Origin of the sequence: Rhizobium sp. CBN3 (assembly GCF_030518245.1) — a bacterium.
Taxonomy (GTDB): Bacteria; Pseudomonadota; Alphaproteobacteria; order Rhizobiales; family Rhizobiaceae; genus Rhizobium; species Rhizobium aethiopicum_A.
The window spans coordinates 22,671-44,971 of the sequence record NZ_JAULSE010000020.1 but is presented as its reverse complement, the minus strand read 5'-3'; the positions used below and the strand labels follow the sequence as shown (position 1 = coordinate 44,971).

22 protein-coding genes are annotated in these 22,301 nt (G+C 62.2%); 19 read left to right on the top strand and 3 right to left on the bottom strand.

Translation table 11 applies throughout. From position 1 onward, the window contains the following. Positions 1-161 precede the first annotated feature (161 nt). The gene (locus tag QWJ46_RS24440; protein WP_302754293.1) at positions 162-2,594 is read left to right on the top strand and encodes a ComEC/Rec2 family competence protein; all 2,433 of its coding nucleotides are present in this window, start codon (positions 162-164) and stop codon (positions 2,592-2,594) included. On the opposite strand, the gene lexA is transcribed toward QWJ46_RS24440, so the two are convergent. Then, positions 2,575-3,291, bottom strand: coding sequence for a transcriptional repressor LexA (lexA, locus tag QWJ46_RS24435; RefSeq protein ID WP_184456915.1), 717 nt, complete (start codon positions 3,289-3,291; stop codon positions 2,575-2,577). The genes QWJ46_RS24440 and lexA overlap by 20 nt on opposite strands. Positions 3,292-3,489: 198 nt before the next feature. Between lexA and QWJ46_RS24430 the strand changes: the two genes are divergently transcribed. The 15 genes from QWJ46_RS24430 to QWJ46_RS24360 all read left to right on the top strand — a co-directional run bounded on the left by QWJ46_RS24430 (position 3,490) and on the right by QWJ46_RS24360 (position 16,670). Further along, positions 3,490-4,386 (top strand): VOC family protein, encoded by an 897-nt coding sequence (locus QWJ46_RS24430; protein WP_184456914.1) that lies wholly within the window; start codon positions 3,490-3,492, stop codon positions 4,384-4,386. Further along, positions 4,383-5,228: a 3-deoxy-8-phosphooctulonate synthase gene (kdsA, locus tag QWJ46_RS24425; protein ID WP_302754292.1), complete on the top strand. Its 846-nt coding sequence runs from the start codon at positions 4,383-4,385 to the stop codon at positions 5,226-5,228. Before QWJ46_RS24430 ends, kdsA begins: the two co-directional genes overlap by 4 nt. 141 nt (positions 5,229-5,369) lie before the next feature. Continuing rightward, positions 5,370-6,644, top strand: a complete 1,275-nt coding sequence (gene eno, locus QWJ46_RS24420) for a phosphopyruvate hydratase (protein WP_302754291.1) — start codon at positions 5,370-5,372, stop codon at positions 6,642-6,644. A 135-nt stretch (positions 6,645-6,779) separates the two neighbouring features. Further along, positions 6,780-7,100 (top strand): septum formation initiator family protein, encoded by a 321-nt coding sequence (locus tag QWJ46_RS24415; RefSeq protein WP_064802306.1) that lies wholly within the window; start codon positions 6,780-6,782, stop codon positions 7,098-7,100. 145 nt (positions 7,101-7,245) lie between these two features. Then, positions 7,246-8,292 (top strand): pyruvate dehydrogenase (acetyl-transferring) E1 component subunit alpha, encoded by a 1,047-nt coding sequence (gene pdhA / locus QWJ46_RS24410; RefSeq protein WP_011425209.1) that lies wholly within the window; start codon positions 7,246-7,248, stop codon positions 8,290-8,292. 15 nt (positions 8,293-8,307) lie between these two features. Beyond that, complete coding sequence (locus tag QWJ46_RS24405; protein WP_184456908.1) at positions 8,308-9,690, top strand: pyruvate dehydrogenase complex E1 component subunit beta; 1,383 nt, start codon at positions 8,308-8,310, stop codon at positions 9,688-9,690. Between the two features lie 15 nt (positions 9,691-9,705). Further along, entirely contained in the window at positions 9,706-11,058 is a 1,353-nt protein-coding gene (locus QWJ46_RS24400; protein WP_302754290.1) for a pyruvate dehydrogenase complex dihydrolipoamide acetyltransferase, read from the top strand. Positions 11,059-11,077: 19 nt separating this feature from the next. Further along, positions 11,078-11,719 (top strand): SGNH/GDSL hydrolase family protein, encoded by a 642-nt coding sequence (locus tag QWJ46_RS24395; RefSeq protein WP_184456904.1) that lies wholly within the window; start codon positions 11,078-11,080, stop codon positions 11,717-11,719. A gap of 2 nt (positions 11,720-11,721) precedes the next feature. Next, positions 11,722-12,303, top strand: coding sequence for a GNAT family N-acetyltransferase (locus tag QWJ46_RS24390; RefSeq protein ID WP_302754289.1), 582 nt, complete (start codon positions 11,722-11,724; stop codon positions 12,301-12,303). 19 nt (positions 12,304-12,322) lie between these two features. Next, positions 12,323-13,768, top strand: coding sequence for a dihydrolipoyl dehydrogenase (gene lpdA, locus QWJ46_RS24385; RefSeq protein WP_302754288.1), 1,446 nt, complete (start codon positions 12,323-12,325; stop codon positions 13,766-13,768). Positions 13,769-13,843: 75 nt separating this feature from the next. After that, positions 13,844-14,098 (top strand): GlsB/YeaQ/YmgE family stress response membrane protein, encoded by a 255-nt coding sequence (locus QWJ46_RS24380; protein ID WP_011425215.1) that lies wholly within the window; start codon positions 13,844-13,846, stop codon positions 14,096-14,098. A gap of 23 nt (positions 14,099-14,121) precedes the next feature. Beyond that, entirely contained in the window at positions 14,122-14,370 is a 249-nt protein-coding gene (locus QWJ46_RS24375; protein ID WP_085778064.1) for a GlsB/YeaQ/YmgE family stress response membrane protein, read from the top strand. 53 nt (positions 14,371-14,423) lie between these two features. After that, a complete protein-coding gene (lipA, locus tag QWJ46_RS24370; protein WP_302754287.1) occupies positions 14,424-15,395 on the top strand; it encodes a lipoyl synthase in 972 nt (323 codons plus the stop codon). Between the two features lie 219 nt (positions 15,396-15,614). Next, positions 15,615-16,208, top strand: coding sequence for an AAA family ATPase (locus tag QWJ46_RS24365; RefSeq protein WP_302754286.1), 594 nt, complete (start codon positions 15,615-15,617; stop codon positions 16,206-16,208). A gap of 9 nt (positions 16,209-16,217) precedes the next feature. After that, positions 16,218-16,670: a type II toxin-antitoxin system RatA family toxin gene (locus QWJ46_RS24360; protein WP_302754285.1), complete on the top strand. Its 453-nt coding sequence runs from the start codon at positions 16,218-16,220 to the stop codon at positions 16,668-16,670. 16 nt (positions 16,671-16,686) lie between these two features. On the opposite strand, the gene QWJ46_RS24355 is transcribed toward QWJ46_RS24360, so the two are convergent. Next, positions 16,687-17,187 (bottom strand): CinA family protein, encoded by a 501-nt coding sequence (locus QWJ46_RS24355; RefSeq protein ID WP_302754284.1) that lies wholly within the window; start codon positions 17,185-17,187, stop codon positions 16,687-16,689. Further along, positions 17,184-18,404 (bottom strand): bifunctional 2-C-methyl-D-erythritol 4-phosphate cytidylyltransferase/2-C-methyl-D-erythritol 2,4-cyclodiphosphate synthase, encoded by a 1,221-nt coding sequence (locus QWJ46_RS24350; RefSeq protein ID WP_302754283.1) that lies wholly within the window; start codon positions 18,402-18,404, stop codon positions 17,184-17,186. Before QWJ46_RS24350 ends, QWJ46_RS24355 begins: the two co-directional genes overlap by 4 nt. 143 nt (positions 18,405-18,547) lie before the next feature. Here QWJ46_RS24350 and dusB point away from each other — a divergent pair, with 143 nt between their 5' ends. From dusB to ntrC, 3 genes are read left to right on the top strand one after another with little or no spacing between them, the layout of a single operon-like run. Continuing rightward, positions 18,548-19,567 carry a tRNA dihydrouridine synthase DusB gene (dusB, locus tag QWJ46_RS24345; protein WP_302754282.1) on the top strand — a complete coding sequence of 340 codons (1,020 nt, stop codon included), beginning with the start codon at positions 18,548-18,550 and terminating at the stop codon, positions 19,565-19,567. Further along, entirely contained in the window at positions 19,564-20,718 is a 1,155-nt protein-coding gene (locus QWJ46_RS24340; protein WP_302754281.1) for a nitrogen regulation protein NR(II), read from the top strand. Before dusB ends, QWJ46_RS24340 begins: the two co-directional genes overlap by 4 nt. Continuing rightward, a complete protein-coding gene (gene ntrC / locus QWJ46_RS24335; RefSeq protein WP_085778072.1) occupies positions 20,715-22,166 on the top strand; it encodes a nitrogen regulation protein NR(I) in 1,452 nt (483 codons plus the stop codon). The genes QWJ46_RS24340 and ntrC overlap by 4 nt, the downstream gene beginning before the upstream one ends. The last annotated feature ends 135 nt before the right edge of the window (positions 22,167-22,301 follow it).

Here is a 22,301-nt window from a genome sequence, read left to right as displayed (position 1 = left end):
TTTTAGGCACTGCAGCGATGAGCCGCACGCATAGCGGAAGCCGATGATTCGACTGACCTTTTGCTCCTTTGGTTTTTGCGTCTTATTTCAACCGATTATTCTTGCCGGATTTACGTGAAGGTTGCATTCTGACGACTTCGCGGGGTGATCTTGGGCGGGGCATGCAGGAATTGACGACAGCCGAATTGCGGCCGCAAGCGGGCGTCGGCCTTGCCGATCCGCCGGATTTTCCTGCGCCTGCGGTGGTGACTCAATCGGTAAGGACGCAGTCGCAGACCCCATTGCGTCGTCGGCTGCTGGCCGCCGCCTGGCAATCGCTGCGTGCCGGAGCCTGCATGCTGGGCGAAGAGGCCGATCATGGCCGCCTGCTGCTGTTCTCGCCGGTCTTCCTCGGAGCCGGCTCGGCCTTCTGGTTTCTCGGCGGATCGGATTTTCCCCTCGTTGCATCGCTGCTCTGCCTGCTAGTGTCGGCGGCCGCGGTTTTCCTCACCGGTCCCAGCCGGCCGGCCTTGCGCGCAAGTTTCATGGGGCTCGCACTTTTCGCCGGCGGCATGCTCTCGGCTCAGTTCGAGAGCTGGCGGGCTTCGACGGCGATCCTCGATTCATCCGTGACAACGACGGTGACCGGCCGCGTCGAACGGCGGGAAGGCGACGGCCGCGGGCGCTGGCGCTACATTCTTGCCGTCACCGGCACCGAGGCGCCGGAGTTGAAACGGCCGCCAAGACGCATCACCGGGATCGTCCGGGGCGCCGATGTGCCTTTCGAGATCGGCGACATCATCACCGGCAGGGCACGGCTGACGCCGCCGGCAGGCCCCGCACTTCCCGCGCTCAACGACTTCTCCTTCGGTGCCTATTTCGACGGCATCGGCGCCAACGGTTTCTTCTACGGTGCGCCGGAGAAGCTCGACGCGCAGGTCGGCCCGCAGGCGGCCAGGTGGACGTCGGACGCGCTGCTCGAATGGCTCTACCGGCTGCGCAGCAGCATCGGCGACCGCATAAGATCGATCCTGCCCGGCGACACCGGCGCTTTTGCCGCTGCCCTGGTGACGGATGAACGGCGCGCCATCTCGAAGACGACGACGGAGGCGCTGCGCCAGTCCGGCCTTGCCCATATCGTCGCAATCTCGGGCCTCAACATGGCGCTGTCGGCCGGCATCTTCTTCGTCGGCTTCCGGATGCTGCTCAGCCTCTTTCCCGGTGTCGCCCAAGCCTGTCCGACAAAGAAGATCGCCGCTGCCGGTGCGCTCATCGCCGTCACCGCCTATTACCTGATCTCCGGTTTCGGGGTTTCGGCCGAGCGCGCTTTTATCATGATGGCCATCATGCTGATTGCCGTCTTCTTCGACCGGCCGTCGATCAGCCTGCGCAATGTCGTTCTCTCAGCGCTCATCATCATCGCCATTTCACCTTCGGAAGTATTGGGACCGAGCTTTCAGATGTCCTTTGCCGCGACATTGGCTTTGGTATCGGGCTATCAGCTGTGGAAGGACAGGCGTGTCCGCGAAAACGCTTTTCCGAAATTGCCGATCATCAGGCCGGTGGCCGTAGTCGCCAGTTTCTTCGGCGGCGTCTTCCTCACCTCGCTGATCGGCGGCTTTTCCACCGCACTGTTTTCGATCGAGCATTTTCATCGCCTGACGGCTTATGGCCTGCCGGCAAATCTTGCGACGATGCCGATCATCTCCTTCATCGTCATGCCGGCCGGGTTGCTGGCGATGTTGCTCATGCCTTTCGGTCTGGACGCTCCGCTCTGGAAGGTGGTCGGATTCGGCCTCGATCTGGTGATTGCGGTTGCCAAGACGGTGTCCGGCTGGGGCGGGGATATCGGCATCGGCCGCTTGCCCGGCTGGTATTTCGCAATGGCGGTGGCAGGCTTTCTGCTGCTGACGCTGCTGCGTACCCGGCTGCGCCATATCGGCACATCGATCATCGCCATCTCGACCCTTATCGTGCTGCTTCTGCCGGTTCCCCGGCCGCCGGATCTGGTGATTTCGGAGGATGGCAGTCTGGTTGCGGTCGTCGCGGCTGAGGCAATAGCTTCCAACCGTGAAAACCCGCCGGATTTCATCTTCGACCAGTGGCAGCGAGCGCTGGTCCTGCCGACACATGATCCGCCGAAGATGCTGGATGGTCCGGCTATCCCGGCGGAAGGAGAAGACCGCCGTGTCAGGCTTTCCCGCGATCAGCAGAACGAAGCGAGTGCAGCGATGCGGGCAGCCGCAGCAGGCGGTGAAGCAAACCGCTTTTCCTGCGTCAAGAAGGCCTGGTGCACATCAAGACTCGGCAATGGCCATATCGTCACCGTCATCGACAATGCCGCCTATCTTGGCCCGGCCTGCGATACGGCCGATATCGTCGTGACCTCGGTCCGTCTGCGTTTCAACAACTGCCGTTCAGGTGGCGCGCTTTTCACCGGCGAGACGCTACGCAGGACCGGTTCCGTCGAATTGCGCTTCGCCGACAGCGGCCCGGAGGTCACCACCGCCTTCGATGCTTTGTCGCGACCATGGATGCGCCATCGCGCCTATGATTGGCGCAACGATCGTTTTACCGATTCCAGCCTATCCGGCGTCAGTGATAGCGACGGATGAGGCCGACGAGCTTGCCCTGCACCTTGACCCGGTCGGGCCCGAAGATGCGGGTCTCGTAGGCCGGGTTGGCGGCCTCGAGCGCGATCGAGGCACCCTTGCGGCGGAAACGCTTCAGCGTTGCTTCCTCGTCATCGACGAGGGCAACGACGATATCGCCGGGACTTGCGGTGCTGCCGTTGCGGATGATCACGGTATCGCCGTCGAAGATGCCGGCGTCGATCATCGAATCGCCTTTGACCTCCAGCGCATAGTGCTCACCGGAGCCGAGCATATCCGCGGGAACGACGATATCGTGAGTGTTGTTCTGGATCGCCGAGATCGGAACGCCGGCGGCGATACGCCCCATGACCGGCACGGAGATGGAGTTGCCATTGTCGGCGACCGGCTTTGGCGCAGCGGGGGCGGCGACCGGCTGGGGCTTGCCGAGGCTGCCCTCGATGACGCTCGGCGAAAAACCGCGACGCTGAAGACTGGGGTTATAGGCCTCCGGAAGCTTGATCACTTCGAGCGCCCGGGCGCGGTTCGGTAGGCGGCGAATGAAGCCGCGCTCCTCGAGCGCCGTGATCAGCCGGTGAATGCCGGATTTCGAGGCGAGATCCAGGGCATCCTTCATTTCGTCGAAAGAGGGAGGAACGCCGGATTCCTTCATGCGCTCATGGATGAAAAGGAGAAGCTCCTGTTGTTTGCGCGTGAGCATCGACGTCAGACCCCGTGATTGAAACAAATCCAGAACGGACACTATATGTTCCATATGTGTTCCGCAAGTAGCTAAATTTCCGTAAAACTTCGCGCCAACTCGTCGAGATTTTTATTTTCATTCGCCGGATTGGCACACATGTCTTGCATTGAGTGAGGTGCTGTCGCACATCTCTTGCCGGTTTCAGGAGGGATATTCATGAACGCGCATTCCGCCAAGTCGCACCCGCTGGATCATGTCGTGCTGCCCGTGGTCAATATCGATCTGGCGCGTGAAAGGCTCGGCAAGCTCGGTTTCACCGTCGCCGCCGATGCGCGCCATCCCTTCGGAACGGAGAATGCCTGCGTCTTTTTCGCCGACAAGACCTATCTGGAGCCGCTCGGCGTGGCGAGTGTCGAGGAGAGCGAGGCAGCGGCCCGCCAGGGCAATGTCTTCATCGCCCGCAATCGCGCCTTCCGTTTCCGCTGCGGCGAGGAGGGACTTTCTGCGCTGGCCTTCCTCAGCGAGGATGCCGGCCTCGATCATAAGCGCTTCGTCGGCAACGGCGCGAGCGCCGGTGAGATGTTGCAGTTCAGCCGACCGATGCGGATGCCGGATGGTTCGGAGAGCGTCGGCAGCTTCAAGCTGGCCTTTGCAGCTGATTTGCGCGCCCCCGATTTCTTTCTCTTTACCTGCCAGCGCATTAATTCGTTCCCGACAGATCGCGCCGCGCTGGAGACGCATGCCAATGGCGTGATCGGCATTGCCGAGATCGCGCTTTGTGCGCCGGAGCCGGCGGCATTCGCCGCCTTCGTCGGACTTGCGATGGGGCAGGCGGCGGTGGAGAAAACCGGTTTCGGCATGAATATCGCGGCATCGAATGCGAAGATCAGCCTGATGACGCCGGAAGGGCTGGAGGCCTATTTCGAGACTGCAGTCTCGTCAGCCGATCGCGGCCTGCGGGGGCGGGCAATCCTCTTCACTGTCGTCGATCTTGCCGTGACAGAAGCGCATTTGGCTGCTAACGGGGTGACCTACACGCGCAAGAACAACCGTATTCTGGTGAAGCCCACGCCCGGGCAGGGTGCGCTCTTCGCCTTCGAGGAAACACGATGAGCATCGACACGAATTCCGAAGTCAGGATCGGCGAAGGCGCAGGCCAGGTCACCTTTTCCAATACCGCCCGTCTGTCGCTGATTGCCGGCCCCTGCCAGATGGAGAGCCGCGACCACGCCTTCATGGTAGCCGGCACGCTGAAGGAGCTTTGCGCAAAGCTTGACATCGGGCTGGTCTACAAGAGCTCATTCGACAAGGCCAACCGGACCTCGCTTTCGGCCGAGCGCGGCATTGGCCTGGAAAAGGGCATGGAGGTCTTTGCCGACCTGAAGAAGGAATTCGGCTTTCCCGTCATAACCGACGTCCATACGGCCGAGCAATGCGCCGAGGTGGCCAAGGTGGTCGATGTCCTGCAGATCCCGGCCTTCCTTTGCCGCCAGACCGACCTTCTGATCGCCGCCGCCAGAACCGGCCGCGCCGTCAATGTCAAGAAGGGCCAGTTCCTGGCGCCGTGGGATATGAAGAACGTCCTGAAGAAACTCAACGCCAGCGGCAATCCGAATGTGCTGCTGTGCGAGCGCGGCGCTTCCTTCGGCTACAATACGCTGGTCTCCGACATGCGCTCGCTGCCGATCATGGCGGCGATGGGCGCTCCCGTGATTTTCGACGCCACCCATTCCGTGGCGCAGCCGGGCGGGCAGGGCGATTCCTCGGGCGGCCAGCGCGAATTCGTGGAAACGTTGGCGCGCGCGGCGGTGGCGACGGGAATTGCAGGCGTCTTCCTCGAAACCCACCAGGACCCCGACAACGCACCGTCCGACGGCCCGAACATGGTTTATCTCAAGGACATGCCGCGATTGCTTGAGAAGCTGCTTGCCTTCGACGCGATCGCCAAGGCCTGACGTTCAACAGACTGACATGATCGTGGTTTAGGCCACGACGGCATGCTGGTTCGAAGGCCGGAAATTGCAGCATTGTAATTTGCACGCCTTCGATTATGACAGGCTTCGACCGACTTATCACCCACCGAGCAGGAAGAACCCATGACTGCAATCACCGATATCATCGCCCGCGAGATCCTCGATAGCCGTGGCAACCCCACCGTCGAAGTCGACGTCTATCTCGAAGACGGCAGCATGGGCCGCGCGGCCGTTCCCTCGGGCGCCTCGACGGGCGCGCATGAGGCGGTCGAGCTGCGCGACGGCGGCAAGCGCTATCTCGGCAAGGGCGTCGAAAAGGCGGTCGAGGCCGCCAACACCGAGATCTTCGACGCGATTGGCGGCATCGACGCCGAAAACCAGATCCAGATCGACAACATCATGATCGAGCTCGACGGCACGCCGAATAAGTCGCGCCTCGGCGCCAACGCCATCCTCGGCGTGTCGCTCGCCGTTGCCAAGGCTGCCGCGCAGGCATCCGGCCTGCCGCTTTACCGTTACGTCGGCGGCGCTTCCGCCAGCCTGCTGCCGGTGCCGATGATGAACATCATCAACGGCGGCGCCCATGCCGACAACCCGATCGACTTCCAGGAATTTATGATCATGCCAGTCGGCGCCGATTCGATCGCTGAAGCCGTGCGCATGGGTTCGGAAGTCTTCCATACGCTCCGCAAGGAGCTTGCCGCGCAGGGCCACAACACCAATGTCGGCGACGAAGGCGGCTTCGCCCCCGGCCTGAAAAGCGCGCCCGAAGCCCTCGACTTCATCATGAAGTCCATCGACAAAGCCGGCTACAAGCCGGGCGACGACATGTGCCTCGGCCTCGATTGCGCCTCGACGGAGTTCTTTAAGGACGGCAAATACGTTCTCGAAGGTGAAGGCCGCACGCTCGAATCGGGCGCCATGGCCGAATATCTGGCCGAGCTTGCCGCCAAGTACCCGATCATCTCGATCGAAGACGGCATGGCCGAAGACGACTGGGAAGGCTGGAAGACGCTGACCGACCTGACCGGCAAGAAGACCCAGCTCGTCGGCGACGATCTCTTCGTCACCAACTCCGCCCGTCTTCGCGACGGCATCCGCATGGGCGTGGCTAACTCGATCCTCGTCAAAGTCAATCAGATCGGTTCGCTGACGGAAACGCTCGATGCCGTCAACACGGCGCACAAGGCGGCCTATACCGCCGTCATGTCGCACCGCTCCGGCGAAACCGAAGACTCGACCATCGCCGATCTTGCCGTCGCCACCAACTGCGGTCAGATCAAGACCGGTTCGCTGTCGCGTTCCGACCGTCTCGCCAAATACAACCAGCTGATCCGCATCGAGGAAGGCCTCGGCCCCCAAGCCCAATATGCCGGCCGCTCGATCATCAAAGGCTGATCGTTCCGATTTTCAACGGCTCGACCCGCGCCTCCCGGCGCGGGTTTTTTCTTGCGCGCTTATTACGGTCAATGAACGGTTAATCTCTGCGCGTTATGCTGAACGAATTGGTAATGCGTTCAAGAGCATGCGTGTATGTGGACAAAGCATCATAAGAAGAGAAAGCTCGGCCGCTTCGTCATCCCGGCTATGACGGTCGCCTTCCTTTCCTATTTCGGTTATCATTGCATCCATGGCGATTATGGCCTGCGGGCGACAGAGACGTTCGAGCGTCAGCGCGTCGCGCGCGAAAGAGAGCTTGCCGTCCTGAAGGCGAAGCGCGAACATCTGGAAAGCCAGGTCGCGCTGCTCAGTGACGGCTCGCTCGACAAGGATATGTTGGACGAAAAGGCGCGATATCAGCTGAATATGTCGCGTGCGGACGAGATCGTCATATTCAACCATTATTCCAATTAGCCGGAATTCGGTTAATTGGAATTTCTGATTAATTTCCAATAGCTTAGTGCCGAATACGAGCCATGCAATTATGGCATTGCTGTGGTCATATTTCTTCCCTATGGTACGCGCCATCGAGAAACGACAAACCCATAGGGAGGGTTGAATGGCGCCGCGAAAGACCGCGACCGTTTCCAGCCGCAAAACTGCAGCAAAACCAGCAGCCAAAGCATCGAATGGAGGCCCGGTAGCCGACTTCGATCGGGATGAGGAACTCAAGGCCTATCGCGAGATGCTACTGATCCGCCGCTTCGAGGAGAAGGCCGGTCAGCTTTACGGCATGGGCTTCATCGGCGGCTTTTGCCATCTTTATATCGGTCAGGAAGCTGTCGTCGTCGGCATGCAGATGGCGCAGAAGGAAGGCGATCAGGTCATCACCGCCTATCGCGACCACGGCCACATGCTGGCAACCGGCATGGAAGCGCGTGGCGTCATGGCGGAACTGACCGGGCGCCGCAGCGGCTATTCCCACGGGAAGGGCGGCTCGATGCACATGTTCTCGAAAGAGAAGCATTTCTACGGCGGCCACGGCATCGTCGGCGCCCAGGTTTCGCTCGGAACGGGGCTTGCCTTTGCAAACCACTACCGCGGCAACGGCAATGTCGCCATCGCCTATTTCGGCGACGGCGCTGCCAACCAGGGCCAGGTCTACGAGAGCTTCAACATGGCGGCTCTCTGGAAGCTGCCGATCGTCTATATCGTCGAAAACAACCGTTACGCCATGGGCACCTCGACCGCCCGTGCCACCGCCCAGTCGAATTACTCGCTGCGCGGCTCCGGCTTCGGCATCCCCGGCATCCAGGTCGACGGCATGGACGTTCGCGCCGTCAAGGCGGCAGCCGATGAGGCGCTCGAACATTGCCGCTCCGGCAAGGGCCCGATCATTCTCGAAATGCTGACCTATCGTTATCGCGGCCACTCGATGTCCGATCCGGCGAAATATCGCACGAAGGAAGAAGTGCAGAAGATGCGCTCCGAGCAGGACCCGATCGAGCAGGTAAAAGCACGCCTCATCGAAAAGGGCTGGGCTTCCGAAGATGATCTGAAGGCGATCGACAAAGATGTCCGCGACATCGTCGCCGACAGCGCCGACTTCGCCCAGGCCGATCCGGAGCCGGATGCATCCGAGCTCTACACCGACATTCTGCTCTAATCGGGGAGGGAACCCATGCCTATCGATATCCTCATGCCCGCCCTTTCTCCGACGATGGAAGAAGGCACGCTGTCCAAATGGCTGAAGCAGGAAGGTGACAAGGTCACTTCAGGCGACGTCATTGCCGAAATCGAAACCGACAAGGCGACGATGGAAGTCGAAGCCGTCGACGAAGGCGTCATCGGCAAGCTGCTCGTTGATGCCGGCACCGAAGGCGTCAAGGTCAACACCAAGATCGCCGTGCTGCTGCAGGACGGCGAATCCGCTTCGGATATCTCCGCCGCCAAGCCGGCCGCCGCCGCTCCGCAGGTGGCCCAGGAGGAGAAGCCGACCAATACCGGTTCTGCTTCCGCGCCGCTTCCGGCCGAGCCGAAGGCTGTCGTTCCGAACGACCCGGAAATCCCGGCTGGCACAGAAATGGTGTCGATGACCGTGCGCGAAGCGCTGCGCGACGCCATGGCCGAAGAAATGCGCGCCAGCGACGACGTCTTCGTCATGGGAGAGGAAGTCGCCGAATATCAGGGCGCCTACAAGGTTACGCAGGGCCTGCTGCAGGAATTCGGCGCCCGCCGCGTCATCGATACGCCGATCACCGAGCACGGCTTTGCCGGCGTCGGCGTCGGTGCCGCCATGGCCGGCCTTCGCCCGATCGTCGAATTCATGACCTTCAACTTCGCCATGCAGGCGATCGACCACATCATCAACTCGGCCGCCAAGACGCTCTATATGTCCGGCGGCCAGATGGGCGCTCCGATCGTCTTCCGCGGCCCGAACGGTGCCGCCGCCCGCGTCGGCGCCCAGCACAGCCAGGACTATGCCGCCTGGTACAGCGCCATCCCCGGCCTGAAAGTGGTAATGCCCTACACGGCATCCGACGCCAAGGGCCTGCTCAAGGCGGCAATCCGCGACCCGAACCCGGTCATCTTCCTCGAGAACGAAATTCTCTACGGTCAGCACTTCGACGTGCCGAAGCTCGATAATTTCGTCTTGCCGATCGGCAAAGCGCGCATCCATCGTCCGGGTAAGGACGTCACCGTCGTGTCCTTCGGCATCGGCATGACTTATGCGACGAAGGCGGCCGCCGAACTCGAACAGCTCGGCATCGACGTCGAACTGATCGACCTTCGCACCATCCGCCCGATGGACCTGCCAACGGTTATCGAATCGGTGAAGAAAACCGGCCGCCTCGTCACCGTCGAGGAAGGTTATCCGCAATCATCCGTCGGCACCGAAATCGCCACCCGCGTGATGCAGCAGGCCTTCGATTATCTCGATGCGCCGATCCTGACGATCGCAGGCAAGGACGTTCCGATGCCTTACGCCGCCAATCTCGAAAAGCTGGCACTTCCGAACGTCGGCGAAGTCGTCGATGCGGTGAAGGCTGTCTGCTACAAATAAGGGGAGGGTATCTCGATGCCGATCAATATCACGATGCCCGCCCTCTCTCCGACCATGGAAGAAGGCAATCTTTCCAAGTGGCTGGTCAAGGAAGGCGATAAGGTCAAGTCTGGCGATGTGATTGCCGAGATCGAGACCGACAAGGCGACGATGGAAGTCGAAGCCGTCGATGAAGGCACGGTCGCCAAGCTCGTCGTTCCGGCCGGCACCGAAGGTGTCAAGGTCAATGCGCTGATCGCCGTTCTCGCCGCCGATGGCGAAGATGTTTCCGCTGCTGCGAGCGCCGCAGGTTCCGCCGCTCCGGCCAAGGCAGAGGCCGCACCTGCGCCGAAGGCCGACGCTGCGCCGGCGAAGGCTGAGGCCGCTCCGGCCGCGGCACCGGCGCCTGCCGCTGCACCCGCGGCCGTTTCGGCTGGTGGCAACCGCACCTTCTCTTCGCCGCTCGCACGCCGCCTGGCCAAGGAAGCCGGAATCGACCTTTCTAATGTCGCCGGTTCCGGTCCGCATGGCCGCGTGATCAAAAGCGATATCGAAGCTGCCCTTGCCGGCGGCGCCAAGCCCGCTCCGGCGCCTGCCGCTGCTTCGGCTCCGCAAGCTGCTGCCCCGGCCGCAGCAGCGCCGAAGGGCGCTTCCGAGGAAGCCGTGCTCAAGCTCTTCGAGCCGGGCTCCTATGAGCTTGTGCCGCATGACGGGATGCGCAAGACGATCGCCCGGCGCCTCGTCGAATCCAAGCAGACGATCCCGCATTTCTACGTCAGCGTCGATTGCGAGCTCGACGCTCTGATGGCGCTGCGCGCCCAGCTGAACGATGCGGCTCCGCGCAACAAGGACAACGCTCCGGCCTACAAGCTCTCGGTCAACGATATGGTCATCAAGGCCATGGCGCTGGCGCTGCGCGACGTTCCGGACGCCAATGTGTCATGGACCGACAACAACATGGTCAAGCACAAGCATGCCGATGTCGGCGTCGCCGTCTCGATCCCCGGTGGCCTGATCACGCCGATCATCCGCAAGGCCGAGCAGAAGACGCTGTCTGTCATCTCCAACGAGATGCGCGATCTCGGCAAGCGGGCCAAGGACCGCAAGCTGAAGCCCGAGGAATATCAGGGCGGCACGAGTTCGGTTTCCAACATGGGCATGATGGGCGTGAAGAACTTCGCCGCCGTCGTCAACCCGCCGCATGCGACGATCCTGGCCGTCGGCGCTGGGGAACAGCGGGTCGTGGTCAAGAACGGCGAAATGGCCATCGCCACGATGATGTCGGTGACGCTGTCGACCGACCATCGCTGCGTCGACGGCGCGCTTGGCGCCGAGCTGCTCCAGGCCTTCAAGGGCTACATCGAAAACCCAATGGGCATGCTTGTCTGATAGCGAAGCGGAGGCGGAAATGACCAAGACCGTTCTTTGCTATGGCGACTCGCTGACCTGGGGTCATGACCCTGAGACAATCGGCCGTCATGAGTACAAGAATCGCTGGCCGAGCGTGCTTCAGGCAGCGCTCGGCAGCGAGGTGCGTATCATTCCCGAAGGGCTGAACGGTCGCACCACCGCTTTCGACGACCACCTTGCCGATTGTGACCGCAACGGTGCGCGCGTCCTGCCGACGATCCTGCAGACGCATGCGCCGCTCGACCTCGTCATTCTTCTGCTCGGCACCAACGACATGAAGCCCGTTGTTGCCGGCTCCGCCTTTGCCGCCTGCCAGGGCATCAGCCGGCTGGTGCGGCTGATCCGCAATCACGCCTGGCCCTTCGAATTCGACGGGCCGGAGATCCTGATCGTGGCGCCGCCGGCGATCTGCGCGACCGGCAATGTGCCCTTCGCCGCATCCTTTCCCGGCGGCATCGAGGAATCGGCAAAGCTTGCGACACTCTATCGCGATCTTGCCGACGAGCTCGGTTGTGGCTTTTTCGACGGCAATTCCGTCGCCAAGACCACACCGATCGACGGCATTCACCTTGACGCGGAAAATACCCGTGCACTCGGACGCGGGCTGGAATCAATCGTTCGGATGATGCTGGGGATCTGAGAATGACCGCCTTCGTCGTGCTGCGGCAGGCCTCACGGCGGGATGCCTCGGAGCTGGCGATTTTGGCAGATATTGCCTCGCATGGTTTTGCCTCCTGGCTCTGGTTCGCCGATGTCACGAAAGACGTCAGCGATACGCCGCTGGAGCGGGGCAGGCTGAAGATGAGCGAGGAGGAAGCCGTCGGCGGCTGGCGGGATGCGGTCGTCGCCGAGGCCTATGGCGAGGTCGCAGGTATCGCGATCGGCCATGCGCTGGACGAAGGCATCGGGGATATCGAGGCGACGATCGCGGCGACGGAGCCGATGCTCGCCTTGCAGAAAATGGTTGTGGGAAGCTGGTTCATCGGCAGTCTCGGCGTCTATCGCCACCTGCGCGGCATCGGCATCGGACGCAGGCTGCTGGAGGACCAGATCGAAAGAGCCGGTCGTCGGCCCGTCAGCCTGATCACCTCAAGCAATAATGAGGCGGCTTTGTCGCTTTATGAAAAAAACGGATTCTTGGAGGCTGCGCGCGCCGATGGCGTGCCGCTTTTCGAAAACAGCAAGAGACACGCGTGGGTGCTCATGACCCGCAGCGCAGTGTAACAAAAAGGGCAGGAAACACATGGCTGAATCCTACGACGTCATCATCATCGGCTCCGGTCCCGGCGGCTATGTCGCCGCCATTCGCGCCGCTCAGCTCGGCCTCAAGACGGCGATCGTCGAGCGCGAGCATATGGGCGGCATCTGCCTGAACTGGGGCTGCATACCGACGAAGGCGCTGCTGCGTTCGGCCGAGGTGCTCGATCACGCCAATCACTTCAAGGATTTCGGCTTGGTTCTCGAAGGCACGGTCAAGCCGGATGCCAAGGCCGTCGTCGGCCGCTCGCGTGCCGTATCTGCCCGCCTCAATGCCGGCGTCGGCTTCCTGATGAAGAAGAACAAGATCGACATCATCTGGGGCGAAGCAAAAATCACCAAGCCAGGCGAGATCGTCGTCGGCAAATCGTCCAAGCCGGTGGTCGAGCCGCAGCACCCGCTGCCGAAGAACGTCAAGGGCGAGGGCACCTATACCGCCAAGCACATCATCATCGCGACCGGCGCCCGTCCGCGTGCGCTACCCGGCATCGAGCCGGACGGCAAGCTGATCTGGACTTATTTCGAGGCGCTGAAGCCGGATGCGCTGCCGAAGTCGTTGATCGTCATGGGCTCCGGCGCCATCGGCATCGAGTTCGCAAGCTTCTATCGCTCGATGGGCGTCGACGTCACGGTGGTGGAAGTCATGCCGACCATCATGCCGGTCGAGGATGCCGAAATCACCGCAATCGCCCGCAAGCAGCTGGAAAAGCGCGGCCTCAAGATCTTCACCAGCGCCAAGGTAACCAAGGTCGAAAAGGGTGCGGGCAGCATCACCGCCCATGTCGAGACTGCAGACGGCAAGGTCCAGCAGATCACCGCCGACCGGATGATTTCGGCTGTCGGCGTTCAGGGCAATATCGAAAACCTCGGCCTGGAGGCGCTCGGCATCAAGACCGACCGCGGCTGTGTCGTCGCCGATGGTTACGGCAAGACCAATGTGGCCGGCATCTATGCGATCGGTGATGTCGCCGGCCCGCCGATGCTGGCGCACAAGGCCGAGCATGAGGGTGTCGTCTGCGTCGAAAAAATCGCCGGCCTGCCGAATGTGCATCCCACCGACAAGGGCAAGGTCCCGGGCTGCACCTATTGCAATCCGCAGGTCGCCTCCGTCGGCCTTACGGAAGCCAAGGCCAAGGAGCTGGGCCGCGATGTCCGCGTCGGCCGTTTCTCCTTTGCGGCGAACGGCAAGGCGATCGCACTCGGCGAAGACCAGGGCATGGTCAAGGTGATCTTCGACAAGAAGACCGGCGAACTGCTCGGCGCCCACATGGTCGGCGCCGAAGTCACCGAGCTCATCCAGGGCTTCGTCGTCGCGATGAACCTCGAAACGACCGAGGAAGAGCTGATGCATACCATCTTCCCGCATCCGACCGTATCCGAGACGATGAAGGAAGCGGTGCTCGATGCTTATGGTCGTGTGCTGAACGCTTGAGAATTTTCGGGGCGCCGCCCTTTTCCGGGGTGGAAAGCCACTCCGGTCGGGTGGAAAAAGCGAAAGGAAATCATCATGTCTATGGAGACGCAGGCGTTGCTGGTGTTTTTGCTGATCGGCCTGGTTGCGGGATTCCTGGCAAGTCTCGTCGTCGGTGGCGGCGGTTTGATCAGATGTCTGCTGAGCGGCATCATCGGCGCCTTCGTCGGCGGCTATCTGTTCAGCGCGCTCGGCATTTCGCTGGGCATTGAAAACGCTCTGGTCGTGCAGATCATCCACGCGACGGTCGGCGCCATCATCGTGGTGCTGGTCGCAAGGGCGGTCGCTTAGCGCAGTTTGAGGGCAGGACAGGCATGGAAAGCGTGGGCTGGATTTCGGCAATCATTATCGGCGGACTTGCAGGCTGGCTGGCCGGCAAGCTGATGGATGCACGATATGGAATTTTCCTGAACATCGTGCTTGGCATCGTCGGCTCGGTCGTCGCCACCGCTATCCTCGCCCAGTTTCATGTCCAACTGGCCGGCGGACGGCTCGGCTATTTCGTGACGGGTTTCCTCGGCGCCTGCCTGCTGATATTCGTTGCGCGACTTGTGCGGCGCTAAATTGCGACGCGTAGAGACTGTGCCGCATAGGGCGGCGGAAAGCTGACACGACAATGGTGACCATTCTCGACACGATCAATCCCGACGCCAAGCGCGTGCGTCATCCGGAGAAGGCGCATCGGCCGGATACGGAAGTCATGCGCAAGCCGGACTGGATCCGCGTCAAGGCGCCGACCTCCAAGGGGTACGCCGAGACGCGCGCGATCGTGAAGGAGCACAAGCTCGTCACCGTCTGCGAGGAGGCCGGCTGCCCGAATATCGGCGAGTGCTGGGACAAGAAGCACGCCACCTTCATGATCATGGGCGAGATCTGTACCCGCGCCTGCGCCTTCTGCAATGTCGCGACAGGCAAGCCGAATGCGCTCGACATGGCCGAGCCGGAGAATGTCGCCAAGGCGGTCAGAGAGATGGGTCTCAGCCACGTCGTCATCACCTCGGTCGACCGCGACGATCTCGAGGACGGCGGCGCCGAGCATTTCGAAAAGGTGATCTGGGCGATCCGTGCCGCCTCGCCGGCAACGACGATCGAGATCCTGACGCCTGATTTCCTGAAGAAGCCGGGCGCCTTGGAGCGCGTCGTCGCAGCCAAGCCCGACGTCTTCAACCACAATATGGAAACGGTGGCCGGCAATTATCTGACGGTTCGCCCCGGCGCCCGCTATTTCCATTCCATCCGCCTGCTGCAGCGGGTGAAGGAACTCGATCCCGCCATGTTCACCAAGTCGGGTATCATGGTCGGCCTCGGCGAGGAGCGTAACGAAGTGCTGCAGCTGATGGACGACCTGCGCACAGCCGATGTCGACTTCCTGACGATCGGCCAATACCTGCAGCCGACCCGCAAGCACCACAAGGTGGAAAGCTTCGTCACGCCCGAAGAGTTCAAGTCCTATGAGACGGTCGCCTACAGCAAGGGCTTCCTGATGGTCGCCTCCAGCCCGCTGACCCGCTCCTCGCACCATGCTGGCGATGATTTTGCGCGGCTGAAGGCGGCGCGCGAGAAGAAGCTGTTGTTGGCGGCTGAGTAAGAGTTCTGCTGCTGCGACAGGGCAAAATCCTCGCCCCCTTGAGATCGCCGCATGCCCCTCATCCGCCTGCCGGCACCTTCTCCCCGCGTGCGGGGAGAAGGGGATGTGCCGCACCGCCTCCTCAACCTTAACGCTGCGTTCGGCACGTCCCCTCTATCCGTTTTACGGGGAGAGGGTTAGGGTGAGGGGCAAGCAGCGTGGTACTGCGAGGATGACACGATGGACCACAGCGCAGATTTGCCACAGCGTCAGCAGATCGCCGACCTCGAGCAGGCGGCGGAGCATATCCGAAGAGCCCGACGCATTCTCGTCGTCGGCTGCTCCGGCGGCGGTAAATCCACTCTGTCTCTAAAAATTGCAGCGCGCTTCGGGCTTCCCTACATTTCGCTCGACCGGGACGTTTTCTGGCTTCCCGGCTGGGTGGCGCGCGACAGGGCGGAGCAGCGAAGTATCATCGCCAGCCGGATCCTCGAAGAACGCTGGATCATGGACGGCACCAACCCGTCCTCGCTGGACATCAGGCTGCCGCGTACCGATTTCGTCATCTGGGTCCGCATGCCGCGACTTCTCTGTATCTGGGGTGCGGTCAGCCGATGGGCGAAATGGATTGGCCGCACCCGACCGGAAATGGCACCGGGTTGCATCGAGAAGGTCGATTTGGAATTTCTGCGCTTCATCTGGACCTTCGAGCAGAAATTTGCACCGCGTGTTGCCGCCGGCATCGCCGAACATGGGCCCGATGTGCCCGTTCTTCAGCTAAAATCCCGCCGCCGGATGCGCGGACTCCTTGATCTTCTGGGCGCGCCCGCTTAAGTGCCGCCTATGCCGCAATTCGAAACGCACCGTTCCGTCCCGCACACGCCCGACCAGATGTTCGATCTCGTTGCCGATGTCGAGCGCTATCCCGAATTCCTGCCGCTCTGCGAAGCGCTTTCAGTCAGGAGCCGCAAGGAGCGCGACGGCAAGATTCTGCTCCTGGCCGACATGACGGTCGGATACAAGGCGATCCGCGAGACCTTCACCACCCAGGTGCTGTTGAACCGGGCCGAGCGCGCCATCGAGGTGAAATATATCGACGGCCCATTCAAATATCTGGAAAACCGGTGGCATTTCGCCGAAACGCCGGCTGGCGGCTGCACGATCAATTTTTTCATCGATTATGAGTTCAAGAGCCGCATTCTGGGCGCGCTGATGGGCTCGATGTTCGATCGTGCCTTCCGCATGTTCACCGAAGCCTTCGAGACAAGGGCGAACAGGATCTACGCCACGGTGTGACGAACCATACCAGGCGTCAGTCGGGCAGCAGCGAATGCACCATCTCCAGCGCCGTCTTGACCGTAGCCAGCCGCACCGCGTTGCGGCCGATATCGCCGTAAAGCATCTTTCGGTGGATGAATGCGCCGGTTCGTGATCTGGCGGCGAGATGCACGAGGCCGACCGGTTTTTCCGCCGACCCGCCGCTGGGTCCTGCAATGCCGGTGACGGCGACGGCGATCGTGGCGCGCGAGCGGAAGAGGGCGCCATGCGCCATCTGCCGGGCGGTCTCTTCGGAGACCGCGCCGAAGCTGAGCAGCGTTTGCTCCTGTACCCCGAGCACCTCGATCTTCGCCGTATTCGTGTAGGTGACGAAGCCGCGGTCGACGACGGCGGACGAGCCCGATATTTCGGTCAGCGCCCCGGCGATCAAGCCGCCGGTGCAGGATTCGGCGGTCGAGATCATTAGGCCGGCAGCCATGAAGTCGCGGATGATCGCCTCTGCCGCCGACTGGATATCCTCGGGAAAAAGGCTCATCGCTTCATTCCCCGATAGACGACGGTCGCCGTGGCGATCGCCGCGATGCCTTCGCGCCGGCCGACGAAGCCGATCTTCTCGTTGGTCGTCGCCTTGACCGAGCATCGTTCGATATCGATGCCGAGATATTCCGACAGTCTCGCCCGCATGGTCTCGCGGTGCGGTCCGACCTTCGGCGCCTCGGCAATCAGCGAGACGTCGGCATTCATGATCGTGCCGCCGCGCTCGCGTACAATCCGGGCGGCATGCTCGATGAAGATCTTCGAAGCCGCTCCCTTCCATTGCGGATCGGACGGCGGGAAATGATCGCCGATATCGCCGGCGCCGCAGGTGGCAAGCAGCGCGTCGGTCAACGCATGCAGCGCGACATCGGCATCGGAATGGCCTTTGAGCTTCTGATCATGCGGAATGAACACGCCGCAGAGCGTCACGCCGTCGCCCGGTTCGAGCTGGTGCACGTCATAGCCGTTGCCGGTGCGCACGTCGGGCAGCAGCGAGGCCAACAGCTTGTCGTCGGCCATGGCGATATCGCGCTTGACCGTCAGCTTGACGTTATCGGGCGTACCCTCGACGATCGTCACCGGAATGCCGGCCCATTCGGCGATCGAGGCGTCGTCGGTGAAATCGCTTCGCCCGCTCGCCGCCGCCTTCTCATGCGCGTCGAGGATCGCTGCGAAGGCGAAGGATTGCGGCGTCTGTGCCGCATAGAGGTGCTCGCGCGAGACCGTCGCCGATACGGTGCCGGCGCTGTTGGCGCGTTTCAGCGTATCCGTGACCGGCATTGCCGGCAGCACCGCCTGCGCACCATCGGCAAGGCGCACGGCAATGCGGTCGAGAAGCCCATGGTCGAAGAACGGCCGCACAGCATCGTGGATCAGCACATGGCTGACATTCTTGTCCTTGAAGTATCTTAGGCCGGCAAGCACGGACTCCTGCCTTGTCGCACCGCCATGTACTGTTTCGATCGGTGTTGCCGAGATGATATGGCGAGACGCCCTGGCAAACAGCGCCTCGTCGTCGGGGTGAATGACGACGACGATCTCAGCTGCCGCTTCCCATGTCATGAAGTTTTCAAGCGCATGGACGATAACCGGCTTGCCGCCGATCATGCGATATTGCTTGGGGCCTTCCTCGGAGGATCCGGCGCGCTCGCCGCGGCCGGCGGCGACGATGACAATGCCAGCCGATATCGGTTGCTTGGACGGCATTTGCAGCATAAATCCCCTAAATCATGCGGAATTGACCGGAGTGCTCTAACCTCTTGCTTTGGCCTTTTCCAGCATCTGCCCGAAAAATATCGATTCCGACCCGAGCCCTCTTGGCAAAGGCATGGATCTGTGGCTAAAAATAATGCAGTTCCATGGTGTGCCTGAAAGATAATCATTTGATTTGCAAGAATCTCGCAGCGCCTTTCCGAATCGGACCCGTGTCCGTGCGGAACCGCGTTGTGCTGGCGCCGATGTCCGGCGTCACGGATATGCCCTTCCGTGAGCTTGCCTGGCGCTTCGGCGCCGGCCTCGTCGTTACCGAGATGGTGGCGAGCCGCGAGCTGGTCAACGACACCGCCGAATCCTGGTCGCGGCTGAAGGGTGCAGGCTTTCGGCCGCACATGGTGCAGCTCGCCGGGCGCGAGGCGCACTGGATGGCGGAAGCGGCGAAGATCGCCGCCGATCATGGCGCCGATATCATCGACATCAACATGGGCTGTCCGGCAAAGAAGGTGATCGGCGGTTATTCCGGCTCGGCGCTGATGCGCGATCCCGATCACGCGCTCGGCCTGATCGAGGCGACGGTCAAGGCCGTCGACATTCCGGTGACGCTGAAAATGCGCCTCGGCTGGGATGAGAATTCCATCAACGCGCCCGACATAGCGCGCCGCGCCGAGGCGGCCGGCATTCAGCTCGTGACCATTCACGGCCGCACCCGCATGCAATTTTATGAAGGCCGCGCTGATTGGGATGCAATCCGTGCGGTCCGCGAGGCGATCTCCATTCCGCTGATCGCCAACGGCGACGTCGAGACCGCCGACGATGCGCAGGAAATCCTGCGCCGCTCCGGCGCCGATGCCGTCATGATCGGCCGGGGCTGCCAGGGCAGGCCGTGGCATGCCGGCGTGCTCGCCGGAGCGGCAGAACCGCGACGCGAGGAGATTGCCGATATCGCCGTCGAACATTACCGGATGATGCTCGACTTCTACGGCGAGGCAGTGGCGATCCGCCATGCCCGCAAGCATCTCGGCTGGTATCTCGAGCGGTTTGCGCCCGCACTCGCCGGCGGCGAGAAGGCTGACATCATGACCTCGCGTGACCCGCGTGAGGTGGCCGCGCGCCTTTATCACGCGCTGGCTGCAGGTGCGCTCGATAGCCGGGAGGCGGCATGACGAAGGATATGACATCTCCGCCCGACAACGCCGGCGGAACCGTTGCCATGGCCGTGCTGAACGCCATCCAGAACCCGGTCGTCATGGTCGATGAATCCGGTTTTGTCGCCTTCGCCAATTGGGAGGCGGAGGCCTTTTTCGGCGCCAGCGCGTCGCATCTGGCGCGATACCGGATCTCGACCTTCATTCCTTTCGGCAGCCCGCTGCTCGCCCTGATCGACCAGGTGCGTGAGCGCAAGGCGCCGGTCAACGAATACCGCGTCGATCTGAGTTCGCCGCGCCTCGGCCAGGACAAGCTCGTCGATCTCTACGTCGCTCCGGTGCTGAGCGAACCCGGCGCCGTCGTCATCGTCTTCCAGGAACGCTCGATGGCCGACAAGATCGACCGGCAGCTGACGCACCGCGCCGCCGCCCGCTCGGTGACCGGTCTCGCTTCCATGCTGGCGCATGAGATCAAGAATCCGCTCTCCGGCATCCGCGGCGCCGCCCAGCTGCTCGAACAATCGGTGATCGACGACGACCGGGCGCTGACCCGGCTGATCTGCGACGAGACCGACCGCATCGTCTCGCTGGTCGACCGCATGGAGGTGTTTTCCGACGAACGCCCGGTCGACCGCATGCCGGTCAATATCCATTCCGTGCTCGATCATGTGAAGGCGGTCGCAAAGGCCGGCTTTGCCCGCAATATCCGCATCACCGAGAGTTACGACCCGTCGCTGCCGGCGGTCTATGCCAATCGCGACCAGCTCGTTCAGGTCTTCCTCAACCTGGTGAAGAACGCCGCCGAAGCGGTGGGCGACCGGCCGGATGGCGAGATCATGCTGACGACGGCCTATCGCCCCGGCATCCGGCTGTCGGTCGCCGGCACGCGTGAAAAGATCTCGCTGCCGCTGGAATTCTGCGTCCACGACAATGGCCCCGGCGTGCCCGCCGATCTGCTGCCGCATCTCTTCGATCCCTTCATCACCACCAAGACGAACGGCAGCGGCCTCGGCCTGGCGCTGGTCGCCAAGATCATCGGCGATCACGGCGGCATCATCGAATGCGACAGCCAGAACAGCCGCACGACTTTCCGTGTTCTCATGCCGGCGTCGAAGGACGCCTCGCTCGAGGATGCCTCTTCCGCAAGCTCGACAGGACCTTCTCGATGACAGCCACGATCCTCGTTGCAGATGATGATGCGGCCATCCGCACCGTGCTCAACCAGGCCTTGAGCCGCGCCGGTTATGACGTTCGCATCACCTCCAACGCCGCAACTCTCTGGCGCTGGATTTCGGCGGGCGAGGGCGATCTTGTCGTCACCGACGTGGTGATGCCCGACGAGAACGCCTTCGACCTGCTGCCGCGCATCAAGAAGGCCCGCCCCGACCTGCCGGTCCTCGTCATGAGCGCCCAGAACACCTTCATGACCGCCATCAAGGCCTCGGAGAAGGGTGCCTATGATTATCTGCCGAAGCCCTTCGACCTGACCGAACTGATCGGCATCATCGGCCGGGCGCTGGCCGAACCGAAGCGCAAGCCCGCCAAACTCGAAGAGGATATGCAGGACGGCATGCCGCTGGTCGGCCGCTCGGCGGCGATGCAGGAAATTTACCGCGTGCTCGCCCGCCTGATGCAGACGGACCTGACGCTGATGATCACCGGCGAATCCGGCACCGGCAAGGAGCTCGTCGCCCGCGCCTTGCATGATTACGGCAAGCGCCGCAACGGCCCGTTCGTGGCGATCAACATGGCGGCGATCCCGCGCGACCTGATCGAGTCGGAACTCTTCGGCCACGAGAAGGGCGCCTTCACCGGCGCGCAGACCCGCTCGACCGGCCGCTTCGAGCAGGCCGAGGGCGGCACGCTCTTCCTCGACGAAATCGGCGACATGCCGATGGATGCCCAGACCCGGCTTCTGCGCGTGCTGCAGCAGGGCGAATACACCACCGTCGGCGGCCGCACGCCGATCCGCACCGACGTGCGTATCGTCGCCGCCACCAACAAGGATCTGAAGCAGGCGATCAACCAAGGCCTGTTCCGCGAGGATCTCTATTATCGCCTCAATGTCGTGCCGCTGCGCCTGCCGCCGCTGCGCGACCGCGCCGAGGATATTCCCGATCTCGTGCGCCATTTCATCCAACAGGCGGAGAAGGAAGGGCTCGGCTCCAAACGCTTCGATCAGGAAGCGCTGGAGCTGATGAAGGCCTATGCCTGGCCGGGCAATGTCCGCGAGCTGGAAAATCTCATTCGCCGGCTTATGGCTCTCTATCCGCAGGATGTCATCACTCGTGAGATCATCGATGCCGAGCTGCGCTCCGACGTGCCCGACAGCCCGATCGACAAGGGGCCGATCCGCAACGGTTCGATGACGATCGCCCAGGCGGTCGAGGAGAACATGCGCACCTATTTTGCGAGCTTCGGCGACAACCTGCCGCCGCCCGGCCTCTATGACCGTGTGCTGACCGAAATGGAATATCCGCTGATTCTCGCTGCGCTCACCGCAACGCGTGGTAATCAGATCAAGGCGGCCGATCTTCTCGGGCTCAACCGCAACACCCTGCGCAAGAAGATCAGGGAACTCGGCGTCTCAGTTTACAGAAGCTCGCGCACCGCCTGAGAAAAAGGCGGTGGGCTCCTCGTTTGCCCACCGCCACCTCCTCCCCAGTATCCGCCGCCACGGTCGGGAACAAAACTTAATCTATCCAAGCTTGAGCGCGGTTTGTATCTGCGCCGGCAAACAAAAACGCAGTGT

Coding starts and splice junctions, on each gene's coding strand:
- QWJ46_RS24380 (WP_011425215.1), top strand. CDS start 13,844: ATGTCTATGGAGACGCAGGCGTTGCTGGTGTTTTTGCTGATCGGCCTG.
- QWJ46_RS24430 (WP_184456914.1), top strand. CDS start 3,490: ATGAACGCGCATTCCGCCAAGTCGCACCCGCTGGATCATGTCGTGCTG.
- QWJ46_RS24360 (WP_302754285.1), top strand. CDS start 16,218: ATGCCGCAATTCGAAACGCACCGTTCCGTCCCGCACACGCCCGACCAG.
- eno (WP_302754291.1), top strand. CDS start 5,370: ATGACTGCAATCACCGATATCATCGCCCGCGAGATCCTCGATAGCCGT.
- ntrC (WP_085778072.1), top strand. CDS start 20,715: ATGACAGCCACGATCCTCGTTGCAGATGATGATGCGGCCATCCGCACC.
- QWJ46_RS24390 (WP_302754289.1), top strand. CDS start 11,722: ATGACCGCCTTCGTCGTGCTGCGGCAGGCCTCACGGCGGGATGCCTCG.
- QWJ46_RS24400 (WP_302754290.1), top strand. CDS start 9,706: ATGCCGATCAATATCACGATGCCCGCCCTCTCTCCGACCATGGAAGAA.
- QWJ46_RS24405 (WP_184456908.1), top strand. CDS start 8,308: ATGCCTATCGATATCCTCATGCCCGCCCTTTCTCCGACGATGGAAGAA.
- lipA (WP_302754287.1), top strand. CDS start 14,424: ATGGTGACCATTCTCGACACGATCAATCCCGACGCCAAGCGCGTGCGT.
- QWJ46_RS24350 (WP_302754283.1), bottom strand. CDS start 18,404: ATGCTGCAAATGCCGTCCAAGCAACCGATATCGGCTGGCATTGTCATC.
- QWJ46_RS24365 (WP_302754286.1), top strand. CDS start 15,615: ATGGACCACAGCGCAGATTTGCCACAGCGTCAGCAGATCGCCGACCTC.
- QWJ46_RS24340 (WP_302754281.1), top strand. CDS start 19,564: ATGACGAAGGATATGACATCTCCGCCCGACAACGCCGGCGGAACCGTT.
- lexA (WP_184456915.1), bottom strand. CDS start 3,291: ATGCTCACGCGCAAACAACAGGAGCTTCTCCTTTTCATCCATGAGCGC.
- QWJ46_RS24395 (WP_184456904.1), top strand. CDS start 11,078: ATGACCAAGACCGTTCTTTGCTATGGCGACTCGCTGACCTGGGGTCAT.
- lpdA (WP_302754288.1), top strand. CDS start 12,323: ATGGCTGAATCCTACGACGTCATCATCATCGGCTCCGGTCCCGGCGGC.
- QWJ46_RS24355 (WP_302754284.1), bottom strand. CDS start 17,187: ATGAGCCTTTTTCCCGAGGATATCCAGTCGGCGGCAGAGGCGATCATC.
- QWJ46_RS24375 (WP_085778064.1), top strand. CDS start 14,122: ATGGAAAGCGTGGGCTGGATTTCGGCAATCATTATCGGCGGACTTGCA.
- pdhA (WP_011425209.1), top strand. CDS start 7,246: ATGGCGCCGCGAAAGACCGCGACCGTTTCCAGCCGCAAAACTGCAGCA.
- QWJ46_RS24440 (WP_302754293.1), top strand. CDS start 162: ATGCAGGAATTGACGACAGCCGAATTGCGGCCGCAAGCGGGCGTCGGC.
- QWJ46_RS24415 (WP_064802306.1), top strand. CDS start 6,780: ATGTGGACAAAGCATCATAAGAAGAGAAAGCTCGGCCGCTTCGTCATC.
- dusB (WP_302754282.1), top strand. CDS start 18,548: ATGGTGTGCCTGAAAGATAATCATTTGATTTGCAAGAATCTCGCAGCG.
- kdsA (WP_302754292.1), top strand. CDS start 4,383: ATGAGCATCGACACGAATTCCGAAGTCAGGATCGGCGAAGGCGCAGGC.